11 protein-coding genes are annotated in these 13,258 nt (G+C 61.9%); 7 read left to right on the top strand and 4 right to left on the bottom strand.

Going from position 1 to position 13,258, the window contains the following annotated elements; genetic code table 11:
- Nucleotides 1-223: 223 nt before the first annotated feature.
- The 4 genes from B9Z47_RS08190 to B9Z47_RS08175 form a co-directional block, all read right to left on the bottom strand.
- Nucleotides 224-1,489, bottom strand: a complete 1,266-nt coding sequence (locus tag B9Z47_RS08190; protein ID WP_108330701.1) for an ArgE/DapE family deacylase — start codon at nt 1,487-1,489, stop codon at nt 224-226.
- The gene (gene uraD / locus B9Z47_RS08185) at nt 1,486-3,261 is read right to left on the bottom strand and encodes a 2-oxo-4-hydroxy-4-carboxy-5-ureidoimidazoline decarboxylase (RefSeq protein WP_108330700.1); all 1,776 of its coding nucleotides are present in this window, start codon (nt 3,259-3,261) and stop codon (nt 1,486-1,488) included. The genes B9Z47_RS08190 and uraD overlap by 4 nt, the downstream gene beginning before the upstream one ends.
- Nucleotides 3,262-3,372: 111 nt before the next feature.
- Complete coding sequence (gene puuE / locus B9Z47_RS08180; protein WP_108330699.1) at nt 3,373-4,323, bottom strand: allantoinase PuuE; 951 nt, start codon at nt 4,321-4,323, stop codon at nt 3,373-3,375.
- A 20-nt stretch (nt 4,324-4,343) separates the two neighbouring features.
- Nucleotides 4,344-5,009, bottom strand: a complete 666-nt coding sequence (locus B9Z47_RS08175) for a GntR family transcriptional regulator (RefSeq protein WP_108330792.1) — start codon at nt 5,007-5,009, stop codon at nt 4,344-4,346.
- A gap of 169 nt (nt 5,010-5,178) precedes the next feature.
- Here B9Z47_RS08175 and uraH point away from each other — a divergent pair, with 169 nt between their 5' ends.
- From uraH to B9Z47_RS08140, 7 genes are all read left to right on the top strand, one after another.
- Complete coding sequence (gene uraH, locus B9Z47_RS08170) at nt 5,179-5,532, top strand: hydroxyisourate hydrolase (protein WP_108330698.1); 354 nt, start codon at nt 5,179-5,181, stop codon at nt 5,530-5,532.
- 94 nt (nt 5,533-5,626) lie between these two features.
- A complete protein-coding gene (locus B9Z47_RS08165; protein ID WP_108330697.1) occupies nt 5,627-6,202 on the top strand; it encodes a thermonuclease family protein in 576 nt (191 codons plus the stop codon).
- A gap of 132 nt (nt 6,203-6,334) precedes the next feature.
- A complete protein-coding gene (gene xdhA / locus B9Z47_RS08160; protein ID WP_108330696.1) occupies nt 6,335-7,807 on the top strand; it encodes a xanthine dehydrogenase small subunit in 1,473 nt (490 codons plus the stop codon).
- The gene (gene xdhB / locus B9Z47_RS08155) at nt 7,808-10,168 is read left to right on the top strand and encodes a xanthine dehydrogenase molybdopterin binding subunit (RefSeq protein ID WP_108330695.1); all 2,361 of its coding nucleotides are present in this window, start codon (nt 7,808-7,810) and stop codon (nt 10,166-10,168) included.
- Between the two features lie 75 nt (nt 10,169-10,243).
- The gene (locus tag B9Z47_RS08150) at nt 10,244-10,426 is read left to right on the top strand and encodes a hypothetical protein (protein WP_108330694.1); all 183 of its coding nucleotides are present in this window, start codon (nt 10,244-10,246) and stop codon (nt 10,424-10,426) included.
- A gap of 78 nt (nt 10,427-10,504) precedes the next feature.
- Nucleotides 10,505-11,779, top strand: coding sequence for an MFS transporter (locus B9Z47_RS08145; protein ID WP_199226299.1), 1,275 nt, complete (start codon nt 10,505-10,507; stop codon nt 11,777-11,779).
- A gap of 241 nt (nt 11,780-12,020) precedes the next feature.
- A complete protein-coding gene (locus B9Z47_RS08140; RefSeq protein ID WP_233253711.1) occupies nt 12,021-13,247 on the top strand; it encodes an MFS transporter in 1,227 nt (408 codons plus the stop codon).
- Nucleotides 13,248-13,258 lie beyond the last annotated feature (11 nt).

Below are 13,258 nucleotides of genomic sequence, written 5' to 3'. Positions count from 1 at the left end.
GGGGCCATCAAGCGAGTGCTGACCATTGCGTACTTTGATCGGCTGGGGGTGCCAAGGCTGTCCTGACCTCAAGCGCTCGAACCGCCCGGTGCGGACCCGCATGCCGGGTGGTGTGGCAGGGGTGCCTACCATCAGGGAGGCCCCCTATGCCGATTCCGAGACTTCTGACTTTTCCGGCTTTTTCCTAGGTGCAGTCACAACCACAAAAGTGGTTGTGACCCGTTCAACCCAACAAATCCAGCAACGTCCGTGCAATCACCTTGGTGGCCCGGCGCAGGTCTTCCAACTGCACATGCTCGTCGGCACGTTTGGCGTTGGACTCGAGCACGGTGCGGGGCCCTGCGCCGTAGATCACGCCGGGGATGCCGCGCTCCACATACAAGCGCACGTCGGTGTAGAGCGGGGTGCCCAGGGCGGGGATGGCTTCGCCGAAGACTTGTTCGCCGTGTTTTTGGATGGCGCTGACCAGAGGCTGGTTGCCGGGCAGGGGCTTCATGGCGTTGGCCAGCAGCATGCGGCGCACGTCCACTTGCAGCCCATTCCCGCCTCTTGGGGGCTGGAAGCTGGCGGCCGCGTCGGCAATGGTTTGACGGATGCTGGCTTCGACTTCGGCCGGGTTTTCTTCGGGGATCATGCGGCGGTCGAGTTTGAAGCTGACTTTACCCGGCACCACGTTGGTGTTGGTGCCGCCTTCGATCAGGCCCACGTTCAGATAGGGGTGGGTGATGCCCTCGACCTGGGACGTGACCTTCAGGTATTGCGTGTTGAGTGCGAGCAGGGCGCTCAGGATGTGCACCGCGCCTTGCAGCGCGTCGGTGCCGCTGTCGGGGATGGCGGCGTGCGACATCTCGCCTTGCACGGTGACTTCCATTTGCAGGCAGCCGTTGTGTGCGGTGACCACTTGGTAGCTGAAGCCTGCCGCGATCATCAGGTCAGGCTTGGTGAGGCCCTTGGCCAGCAGCCAGCCGGGGCCCATTTCGCCGCCAAACTCTTCGTCGTAGGTGAAGTGCAGTTCGACGCCGCCTTTGAGTGGGGCTTTCAGTGATTCGAGCGCCCGCGTGGCAAAGGTGAAGGTGGAAAAGTCGCACTTGCTCACGGCGGTGGCGCGGCCGTACATCGCGCCGTTGTGGATCTCGCCGCCGTAGGGCGGGTGCGTCCAGCCTTCGCCGGGCGGCACCACGTCGCCGTGGGCGTTCAGGGCAATGGTTTTGCCTTCGCCATATTTGCGGCGCACGATCAGGTTGGTGATGGATTCCAGGCCGTAGGCTTTCACATCGGCTTCGGGCACGGCGTGTTTTTCAGCCTCAAAGCCCATGGGCTTGAGCAGCTCGGCGGTGCGCTCAGCGTGTGGGGCGTTGTTGCCGGGTGGGGTGTCGGTCGGCACTTGCACCAGGGCCTGCAAAAACTTGACCTGTTCGTCAAAGTGCGCGTCGATCCAGGCGTCGAGTTGTTGGTATTGGTTTTCGAGATTGACGATGGGGGTGCTCATGACAATTCCTGAGAGAGTTGGTTTAAAACATGGGTGAAGGCGTCGACGCACAGCTGCATGTCGTCGCTGGTGGTGGATTCGAGCGGGTTGTGGCTGATGCCCGCGTTTTCGCCGCGCACAAACAGCATGGCTTGTGGCATGACTTCGTGCAGCTTCATGGCGTCGTGGCCTGCGCCGCTGGGCAGTTTGAACAGCGGCACACCCAATGCGCTCACGGCGCGTTCCCAGCGGGCTTGCCACTCGGGGGCGCTGGGTGCGGCAGCGGCGCTCATGGTCAGCTCGGCTTTGACGCGCACGCCACGGCGCTCGGCAATTTGGTCGAGTTGCGCCATCACATCCGCCACCAGCGCGTCACGCTGTGCATCGGTGGGCGCACGCATGTCTAAGCTGAACAGGCAGCGCCCGGGCACCACGTTGATCGAGCCGTTGGGCACTTGCAACTGGCCAATCGTCGCCACACTGTCGCCGTCTTTCGCAGCGCGTTGCTCCATGTACAACGCCAGTTCGGCCACGGCGCAGGCTGCGTCGCGGCGGCGGTCCATGGGGGTGGTGCCTGCGTGGCTGGCGGTGCCAATCACCTCGCACAGATAGCGCACGCTGCCGTTGATCGACGTGACCACGCCCAGCGGGATGTTCACTTCGTTGAGCACCGGGCCTTGCTCGATGTGCACTTCGACAAAGCCCAGGTATTGCGCCGGGTCGCGCTGGATTTTGGGGATGTCGTCCACGCACAAACCGGCGTGTTGCATGGCCGCACGCATGGTGATGCCGTCGGCGTCTTGCTGGTCCAACCAAGCGGGGTTGAACTGGCCAATGAGTGCGCCAGAGCCCAAGAAAGTGGCTTTGTAGCGCTGGCCTTCTTCTTCGGCAAAGGCCACGACCTCAATGCCAAAGGGCAGACGTTTACCTTGTTGGTGCAGTTGCTGCACGCAGGCCATGGGCACAAAGATGCCCAAGCGGCCGTCGTATTTGCCGCCATTGCGCACGGTGTCGTAATGGCTGCCCGTCATCAGGTATTTGCCGCCTGTGGTGGCCGGGTGGTAGCGGCCCACCACGTTGCCCACCGCATCGGTATAGACCTCGTCAAAACCGCAGTCGCGCATGTTTTGCGTGGTGCGTTGGGCGCAGGCGCGGTGCGCGTCGGTCAGGTACGTGACAGTGAGTTGGCCCAAATCGGCAAAGCCGGGGTCGGAGTGTTGCGCGAGTTGTTCTTGCCAATCCCAAACCTGGTGTCCGAGCGTCGGCTCCACGCCGAACTTGTCGTTCAGGCGGATCTCGACGATGCGGTGGATGTTGCGCAGGCACTCGGCCAATTCAAAGTCAGGGTGACCGAACAGGCGGCGCTCGAAGGCATCGATGATCTGCTGTTTGTTGTAGCCCACGCCGCGCGGACCACGCACGGCCAGTATGAAGGGCCAGCCAAATTTGGCGTTGTAGTCGGCGTTGAGCTTCTGGATTTTGGCGAACTCTTCGGGCGTGCAGTCGGTCAAGCCCGCCTTGGTTTGTTCATTGGTGGACTCGGTCGTGAGCGACTTGCTGACCATGGCCTTGCCCGCCAACTCGGGGTGAGCGCGGATCAGGCCCAGCTGCGCGTCGCGCCCGGCGTGCGCCAGCACTTCGCACATGGCGTGTTTCAGGTGCGCCAGCGAGGTGAAGGGGCGTTCGTTGAGCGCTTGCTCGGCGATCCACGGCGAGTGCTCGTACAGGCCGTCGAGCAGCTGCGCGGCTTCAGCGTGCGATGCGCTGTTGAGTTGTTCAAGGGTCAAAGGCATGTGTGTCCTGGTGCTGTTTTTGACTTTTGTGGGAGCCCCGCGCTCGGGGCGATGGCTCGTGGCCTGCGAGGATTCTTCGCGGCGGGGGCGCCGCTCCTACAGGGAATGGGCTTAACCAACATAAGGGTGTGTGGCCTTCCAGTGCCGCGCAATGTCAATGCGCCGAGCCACCCAGACCTTGTCGTGCGACTGGATGTGGTCCAAAAAGCGTTGCAGCGCGGTGATGCGGCCCGGGCGGCCCAGCAGGCGGCAGTGCATGCCGATGCTCATCATCTTGGGGGCGTTGTCACCCTCCGGGTCACCCTCGGCGTACAGCGCGTCAAAGGTGTCCTTCATGTACTGAAAGAACGGGTCGGCGTGTGAATAACCCTGGGGCAGCGCAAAGCGCATGTCGTTGCAATCGAGGGTGTAGGGCACGATGAGCTGGGGCGCATCGGTCCCGTCGCTCTTGCGCACCTTCATCCAGAAAGGCAGGTCGTCGCCGTAGTAGTCGCTGTCGTATTCAAAACCGCCAAAGTCGGCCACCAAGCGGCGCGTGTTGGGGCTGTCGCGCCCGGTGTACCAGCCCAAGGGACGTTCGCCCGTGAGCTTTTGCAAAATGTCCATCGCCTCGGCCATGTGGGCGCGTTCGGTGGCTTCGTCGATGTTTTGGTAATGGATCCACTTGAGGCCGTGGCAGGCGATGTCGTAGCCCAGCTCCTGGAAGGCGGCGGTCACATCGTCGTGCTTTTGCAGCGCAGTGGCCACGCCAAACACCGTGAGCGGCAGCCCGCGTTTTTCAAACTCGCGCAACAAGCGCCACACGCCGGCCCGCGAGCCGTATTCGTAAATGCCTTCCATGCTGATGTGCCGCTCGGGGAAAGACGCGGGGTTGAACATCTCGGACAAAAACTGCTCGGAGCCCGCATCGCCGTGCAGCACCGAGTTTTCACCGCCTTCTTCGTAGTTCAGCACAAACTGCACGGCCACGCGGGCGCCGCCCGGCCACTGCGCGTGCGGCACATGGCGGCCGTAGCCTTTGAGGTCGCGGGGGTAGGGGAGGGTGCTGTCGTAAGTGGTCATGAGCAGGCGATGAAAAGGGTTCAGGCCAAGGCCAGGGAAATGTCGTGGGTGGGGACTTTGCGGTCGAAGGTCAGGCTTTCTTCGACATGCAGCAGGTGCTCGTGCATCAGTTGCACGGCTTTGTCACTGTCTTTGGCTTCCAGCGCGGCCACGATGGCCACGTGTTCGTCGGTCGAGTGCTCGGCCTCGTTGCGCGATTGGTACATCAGCGTGATCAGGGCGCAGCGCGAGATCAGCTCGCCCAGCACCTGGGCCAGCACGTCGTTGTTCATGAGTTCTGCCATGCGCACATGGAAGTCGCCCAGCAACTCGGTGCGGCCCGTGATGTCGCCTTGGGTCACGGCTTCGCGCTCTTGCTTGATGTGGTCTTTCAGGGCCACGATTTGTTCGGGCGTGACCTGCTGCACAAAGGCGCGGGTCATTTCAGCTTCGAGCATGCGGCGCACAGCAAAGACCTGCTGCGCTTCCTCAACCGAAGGGGCGGCCACAAACGCGCCGCGAGCGGGTTCGAGCCGGATCAGGCGGTTTTGCGACAGCTGAAACAGCGCCTGGCGCACCAGCGTGCGCGACACGCCAAAGTGGTCGGCCAGCTTTTGCTCGGCCAGTTTGGAGCCGGGCAAAAGCCGGTGCTCCACGATGGCGCGGGTCAGCGATTCGACGATGTGGTGCGTGGTGGAAGTTTCCATGTCTCGCGGTCCCTTGGGGCTGTTCGCCCGGGTGTTTTTGTGTCTGTGGCGCAAATCATAGCCACTAAATGCAAAATTGTATACACTTCGGTCGACCGGTTTGGTAGATCTCCGAGAGCCCTGCCAAAACCCCCCTTTTTGACTTCTCACCTAGACAAGCGAGCACACCATGGGATTGAGCACACACGTTTTGGACACCATGCACGGCTGCCCCGCCGCAGGCATGCAGGTGGCCCTGTACACCACACAAGGCGATCAGGCCACGTTGGTCAAAAGCTTCACCCTCAACCACGATGGGCGCAACCCCGACGGCATGCTCTACGACCACGCCAGCCTGCGCAAAGGCACTTACCGCCTGGTGTTTGATGTGGCGGGCTACTTCAAAGCCAAAGGCGTAGAACTGCCCGAGCCCAACTTTTTGAACCAAGTCAGCCTCGACTTCGGTGTCGCTCACGAAGACCAGCACTACCACGTGCCCCTGCTGGCCAGCCCGTGGAGCTATTCCACCTACCGGGGCTCTTAAAACAATTGGGATCTGACCCCAATTCATTTAATCGGGGTCAGATCCCGATTAATTTCGGTGTTGCCGATCCCGTCACCCCGGCTACGATGCCTGCATGCGGTGGTCTTTTTTACTCTTTTTGGCGAGCTGCCTCTCGGCTTGTGGCGGGGGCGATGGCGTCACGCCGGTGCCTGCGTCGGGTGCGACTTTTTGTGGGGTGATCACGGGCAGTGGCCGCATCACCGGCACCGTCAGCTCGGTGCACGATGGCGACACCCTCACCCTGGAGGGGAAGCCCATACGGCTTGACAGCATTGACGCCCCGGAGCTGGATCAGGCCTATGGCCATGCCTCGCGGGACCATCTGTCGGCCCTGGTGCTGGGGCAGCGCGTCACGGTCACTTATGCCAAAACTGATCTGTATGACCGGGTGGTGGGCACAGTGTTCAAGCCCGACTGCACGCAGGTCAATCTGAGTCAGGTCAGGGCGGGTGCGGCCTGGTACTACGAAGCGTACAAATGCGAGATCGATATCCGCCAGCGCACCGCCTATGCCGCCGCACAGACTGCCGCTCGCGCAGCTGCGCTGGGTTTGTGGGCCGCACCAGCGGTGGCCCCCTGGGTGCACCGCAACGGCGTGGAAGCCAAAGTGCCTGCCACATGCCCCAACGGCGATGCGCCTTCGCTTTGACTAAGAATGGGGATCTGACCCCAATGAGTTAATTGGGGTCAGATCCCAATTAATCCTTCAAAAAGCCTGCCCGCGAAGGCCGTGGGTCTTTAAAATCAGCGCCTTACCGTTTATTTACCTCATCCCCGCACCATGACCCAAGTCACCAACACTGTGCGTTTTGTGCTCGACGGCCAGATCGTCGAAGCCCAGGGCGAACGCCGCACCACCACTGTTCTGGACTATTTGCGCGAGCAAATGCACCGCACCGGCTCCAAAGAGGGCTGCGCCGAGGGCGATTGCGGCGCTTGTGTGGTCATGGTGGGTGAACTCAATGCCGCAGGCACGGGCGTGGACTATGTGGCCACCAACGCCTGCATCCAGTTGCTGCCCTCGCTGGACGGCAAATCAGTCAAGACCATCGAGAGCCTGAAAAAAGCCGATGGCACGCTGCACCCGGTGCAAGAAGAAATGATCAAGTGCCACGGCTCTCAGTGCGGCTTTTGTACCCCCGGCATCGTGATGAGCTTGGTGAATTTGGTGCAGGTCTTGCCCATGCCCAACCGCCAGCAGATCACCGATTCGCTCAGCGGCAACCTGTGCCGTTGCACCGGCTACAAGCCGATCATCGAATCGGCCACCAAAGCCTGCGCCAAGCCCGAAGCGCTCAAGATCGAAGACAGCGCCGATGTGCCTTTGCTGAAAGAAATCAAACGCGCCAGCGTGCCCACGCTGAGCCTGGACGGCGACATCATCGTGCAGCCCGTGGTGCGCACCAAGAAAGGCAACGAGTTCGTGTCGCCCGCCACCGTGGCCGAAGTGGCCGATTATTTGGTCAAGAACCCCACGACCACGTTGCTGGCAGGCAGCACCGAAATCGGTCTGCAGGTCAACAAGCAGTTCAGCCGACCCGACCACATCATGTATTTGGGCAACGTCAAAGAGCTGCGCCAAGTGACCGAGACGGCCAGCGTCTGGCGCATTGGCGCTGCAGTGTCGCTGACGCAAGTCGAGGCGCTGGTGGCCCAGGCTTACCCCGACTTCACCGAAGTGCTGCGTCGATTTGGTTCGCCGCCCATCCGCTCCACCGCCACGCTGGCGGGCAACATCGCCAACGGCTCACCCATTGGTGACTCCATGCCTTGTTTGCTGGCGCTGGGTGCAAATCTGGTGCTGCGCTGTGGCGACAAGACCCGCAAGGTGCTGCTGGAAAATTTCTACACCGGCATGAAGAAAAACGTGCTGCTGGCCGGTGAGTTCATTGAAGCCATCGAGCTGCCCAAGCCTGTGGTCGGTCAGGTGTTCCGCGCCCACAAGGTGAGCAAGCGTTTTGAGCAAGACATCTCGGCCACTTGCGCAGCCATCAGCTACACGCTGCAAGGCGGCAAGCTGAGCGGCGTGAAACTGGCCTACAACGGCCTGGCCCCATCGCCTTGCCGCGCCCCCAAGCTCGAAGCCGTGCTGGAAGGCCGTGCGCCTGCCGACGTGAAATCGGCCGATTTGGACGCCGCCATTGCCGCGAGCTTCACCGCTCGCGACGGCTTACGCGCCACATGGGCTTACCGTGCTTTGGTGGCCCGCAACTTGGCCTTGGAATTCATCGAAGAACAGAAAGAGGTGGCTTGAATGAACGCTCCTACCGCACTCAAAAACCTGCTGCCTGTTTCAGGCGTTCAGCAAGGCACCGATATCGTCCACGAGTCCGCGCACCTGCATGTCACGGGCTCGGCCACCTACATCGACGACATCCCTGAACACGCCGGCACCTTGTATGCCGCGCTCATCTTGTCGCCGGTGGCGCACGGCGAGCTGATCGGCGACGGCATTGACCGTGCAGCCATTTTGCGTGAACACGGCGTCGTCGCGGTCTACACCGCCAAAGACATTCCCGGCGAAAACAACTGCGGCCCCATCATCCATGACGACCCGTTCCTGGCCGCTGGCAAGGTCGAGTTTGTCGGCCAGGCCGTGGCGGTGGTGGTGGCGCGCGAGATGCTTTATGCCCGCGAAGCGGCCCACAAAGCCAAGGTGCTGGTGAAAGAACTCACGCCCATCTTGACCATCGAAGACGCGATGGCCGCGAGCAGCTTCATCATGCCGCCCAAGGGCATCATGCGTGGTGACGCCGCCGCAGCCATTGCCAATGCGCCTCACAAGATCAAAGGCAGCACCAACACCGGTCAGCAAGAGCAGTTCTATCTGGAAGGCCAGATCACTTATGCGGTGCCCAAGGAAGACGGCCAGCTCACGCTGTACGTGTCGACCCAGCACCCTGACGGCAACCAACGCGAAGCCGCGCACGCCCTGAACCTGCACACCAACGATGTGGAGGTGATCTGCCGCCGCATGGGTGGCGGCTTTGGTGGCAAAGAAGGCAACGCCAGCATCTTCAGCCAAAGCGCCGCTTTGGCCGCGCACAAGCTGGGCAAGCCCGTCAAGCTGCGGGTCAACCGCGACGACGACATGACCATCACCGGTAAGCGCCACGATTTCCGCATTGACTACGAAGTGGGTTTTGACGACACAGGCCGCGTGTTGGGTGCCAACATCACGCTCATGTCGCGCTGCGGTTACAGCACCGATTATTCCGGCCCGGTGAACGACCGCGCTTGCCTGCACATCGACAACACCTACCACCTGCCTGCGCTCAAACTGGTGAGCCACCGCTGCAAGACCAACACCCAAAGCGCCACCGCCTTCCGTGGTTTCGGCGGCCCACAAGGCATGTTCGGCATCGAGACGGTGATGGACGAGATCGCCATGACTTTGGGCAAAGACCCACTTCAAGTGCGCAAGCTCAACCTCTACAAAGACCCCGCCATCAGCGGCACGCCCGACACCATGACCACCCAATACAACCAGCTCATTGAAGACTGGGTGGGTGACAAGGTGATCGACCAGGTGGAGCAGGAATCGAAATACGCCGAACGTCGTGCTGCGGTGCAAGCCTTCAACGCCAAGAGCAAAACCCGCAAGCGCGGTTTGTCGCTCGTGCCTTTGAAGTTCGGCATCAGCTTCACCGCTACCCATTTGAACCAAGGCGGCGCGTTGCTGGTGGTTTACATGGATGGTTCGGTCAGCTGCAACCACGGCGGCACAGAAATGGGCCAAGGCCTCAACACCAAGATGGCGCAGGTCTGTGCCGATGGTTTGGGCATCAGCGTGGACCATGTGCGCATCACCGCCACCGATTCACAAAAAGTGCCCAACGCATCGGCCACCTCCGCTTCGAGCGGTGCCGACATCAACGGCGCGGCCATCATGAACGCGACGATGCAAATGCGCGAGCGCTTGAAGCCCGTGGCGGCCCGCTTGCTGGGCTGCGCCGCCGAAGAGGTGAGCTTCTCTAACAACGAGCTGCATGGCGGCGGCAAGTCCGTCAAATGGGCCGATGTGACCAAGCAAGCGTACATGGAGCGTGTGGGCTTGTCGGTCACGGGTTTCTACATGACGCCCGAAATCAAATACGACTTTGCGACCCTGAATGGCCGTGCCTTCTATTACTACTGCTATGGCGCTGCCGTGAGCGAAGTGGAGATCGACACCCGCACTGGCGAGTGGTGGCTCAAGGCCGTGGACATCGTGCACGACGTGGGCCGCAGCATCAACCCCGCTTTGGACAAAGGCCAGATCGAAGGCGCTTATGTGCAAGGCATGGGCTGGCTCACCATGGAAGAGTGCATTTGGGACAAGAAGGGCAAGCTGCTCACACACGGCCCCAGCACCTACAAAATTCCGGTGGCGGGCGACATTCCAGAACACTTCAATGTGTCCTTGTTCGACAACGCCAACTTGAAGCCCACGCCTTTCAACAGCAAGGCCACGGGCGAGCCGCCTTTGATGCTGGGCCTGTCTGCCTTCTTCGCCTTGCGCGATGCAGTGGCGGCCAGCGCCGACCACAAAGCTGTGGTGTACATGGACGCACCGGCCACGCCCGAGCGCATCCTGATGGCGTGCGAAAAAGCCAAGGCCACTGCAGGGCTGTGAGGCTTTGAGCCGGATGCCTGAAGCGTTTTCAGGCATCCTGTCATTTTGATTCCAATAGCCCACAGGAGCAGGCCCATGTCAGACGATCCACGGTGCTGCGGCACCGGCACTTGCATCATCAACGCCGAAGGCCTTTGCTGGTGCGGTCAGCGTTGGGATGGCGAGAAGATGTGCTTCATGCCCGAGCCTGCGGCGCAGCCAGACCGCCTTACCAAGAGCGACACCACCCCACAGTCACCCCGCGCCGGGCAGGATTGATCGCATGAGCGCGATGTGCCCGCGCCCTTGCCGCGGTGCGCTGTTCCCCCACACTTTGCTCTGCACAGGACCACGGCCGTGAGCGAGGCCACGTCGACGGCTGAATCCCCACCCGCCATGCACTGGCGTGACCCCTTCAGGGTCCGGAGTTTTCGCTTTCAGTGGCCTGCCGATCTGGCCACCTCCTGGGCTTTCGAGATGGAGTCCATCGTGTTGGGCTGGTTCATCCTGGTCGAGTCGGGCTCGGTCATGATGCTGGTGGTGTTTGGTTCCTTGCAGTACCTGGGTTCTTTGGCCTCGCCGCTGTTTGGCGTGGTGGGCGACCGCCTGGGTTACCGCCGCATGCTGGTTCTGTCGCGTGCCCTCTATGCAGCGCTTGCGGCCACTTTCATGCTGCTGGCTTGGCTGCAAGCCCTCACGCCCACGATCGTGCTGCTGATGGCCGCTTTGGCCGGGCTGGTGCGCCCCTCGGACATGATGATGCGCAACGCCTTGATCGCGCAAACCCTGCCGCCGCGGCATTTGCTGGGCACCTTGGGCATCTCGCGCATCACCTCGGATTCGGCCCGCATCGCAGGCGCTTTGGCAGGGGCAGGCGTGGTCGCCTGGCTGGGCATGACCTGGGCTTACGCGCTGATCACCGCGCTCTACACCCTGAGTTTTGTGCTGTCACGCGGCGTGTCCGATGGGCCTGCACCAACAGCCGCCAAAGATGCACCGCGTGTGTCGCCCGTGCGCGATTTGCAACTGGCTTTTGGTTATGTGTGGACGCGCCCGGTGCTGATGGCGGCCATGGCGCTGGCGTTCCTGGTCAACCTGCTGGCCTTTCCTTTCTCTTTGGGCTTGTTGCCTTATGTGGCCAAAAACATTTACCTGACCGACCAGACGGGCCTGGGCTGGCTGGGTGCGAGCTTTGCCTTCGGAGGCCTGGTGGGTTCGGTGGTGCTGAGTTCGCACCGCTTTGCGTTTCGCGCTGCGCAAACCATGGTGCTGGCCGGGGCGGTGTGGTTTGCGGTGGATGTGCTGTTCGCTTTCAGCACCCATTTGGGCGTGGGCATGGCCTTGCTCTGGGTGGCGGGCTTGGCGCAAAGCTTGTGCATGACGCCGCTGGCGGCCGTGATGCTGCGCGTGACCGAGCCCGCCTACCGGGGCCGAGTGATGGGTATGCGCATGCTGGCCATTTGGGGCTTGCCTTTGGGCTTGCTGCTCTCGGGCCCGCTGATCGACCGCTGGGGCTATGCCGCCACGGCGGGGGTGTATTCGGCGCTGGGCCTGCTGCTCACGGGGGCCATGGCGGTGTATTGGCGCGCGCACATCTGGGATGCCAAAGCCCCGGCCAATGCAGCTTTGTGAGTGCAAGGCATCCCTGGTGTGACCCAAGCGACAGCGTTCAAATGGCCTTGGGCGCACATTATGGATTCGACACGATCAAGCAGACACATCAGAGCTATCCCAATGCTTGTCATCCCGGGCGAAGACCCGGGATCCATTGCACCGCGCTGCCCTTTGCAAACACCGGCTGTGCCTTCTGGATCCCGGCTCAAGGCCGGGATGACAAATCTGAAAGCATCAAGTCAGAAGCGCAAAAACAACCATGACGACCTTGACCTCTTCTGCAACCCCTGTGCTCGAATCACCCGCCGACCACCCCCGCGTGGTGCGGGGCCTGCTCAACATCGCGCACGCCTTGGACCATTTGTTCTTGTTGATCTTTGCGGCGGCGGTCAGCACCATCGCCCTCGACATGGGCCTGGCCCAGTGGCAAGACCTGATGCCTTATGGCGCGGGCGCGTTTTTCATGTTCGGTCTGGGTTCCTTGCCCGCCGGGCGCTTGGGCGATTTGTGGGGCCGCCGCAGCATGATGCTCATTTTCTTTTTTGGCATCGGCGCGGCGTCTATCCTCACGGCCTTTGCGCAAACGGCCTGGCAGCTGGCCGCGAGCCTCACGCTGATCGGGGTGTTTGCATCGATTTACCACCCGGTGGGCATTCCCATGTTGCTCGAGCGCTCATCCAACCCGGGTGCGACCATCGGCTTCAATGGCCTGTCGGGCAATCTGGGCGTGGCCGTGGCGGCCTTGCTCACAGGCTTTTTGATCCAGTGGTTCGGCTGGCGTGCCGCGTTTGTCTTGCCCGGTGTGGTCGCCCTGGTGTGCGGCTGGGTGTTTGCACGCAGCTGCCCGCAAGAGCTGTCGTCACCCGCCAAGCGCAAAGGCGGTGCCAAGGTCACCCTGCCCGCACCGATGTTGGCGCGTGCGCTGGTGGTGATGACGGCCGCGGCCATCACCAGCAGCGTGCTGTTCAACTTCACGACCAACGGCAACGGCCCCTTGCTGGCCGAGCGCTTTGCGGGCGTGATGGAAGACCCGGCCGCCTTGGGCCTGCTGCTGGCCGTGGTCTATGCCGTGGCATCAGTCGCCCAGGTGGTGGTGGGGCACCTGATCAACCGCTTTCCGCTCAAACGCTTTTTCATGTTCATGGTGATGGCGCAAATCCCCATGCTGGTGCTGGCCTCGCAGGCGCAGGGCTGGTGGCTGTTTGCCGCGCTGATTGGGGTGATGGTGTTCATTTTCGGGGCCATCCCGTTCACCGATTTCATGATCGCCCGCTATGTGGACGACCGCCTGCGCTCGCGGGTGTCGGGCATGCGCCTGGGCGTGTCGTTCGCGGTCAGTTCCCTGTCGGTCTGGGCCTTGGGGCCGGTGGTCAAGGCCATGGGCTTCGGCCACTCGCTTTTGCTGTTGGCGGGGTTTTCGGTGGCGACCACGCTGATTTTGACTTTGCTGCCTGGCGCCGTGCACGAGCAAGCGCAGGGGGTTTGATGTTTTTTGAG

Origin of the sequence: Limnohabitans sp. 2KL-1 (assembly GCF_003063435.1) — a bacterium.
In the GTDB taxonomy this organism is placed as follows: domain Bacteria; phylum Pseudomonadota; class Gammaproteobacteria; order Burkholderiales; family Burkholderiaceae_C; genus Limnohabitans_A.
The sequence above is the reverse complement of the archived record's forward strand: the minus strand, read 5'-3'. Positions and strand labels throughout refer to the sequence as shown.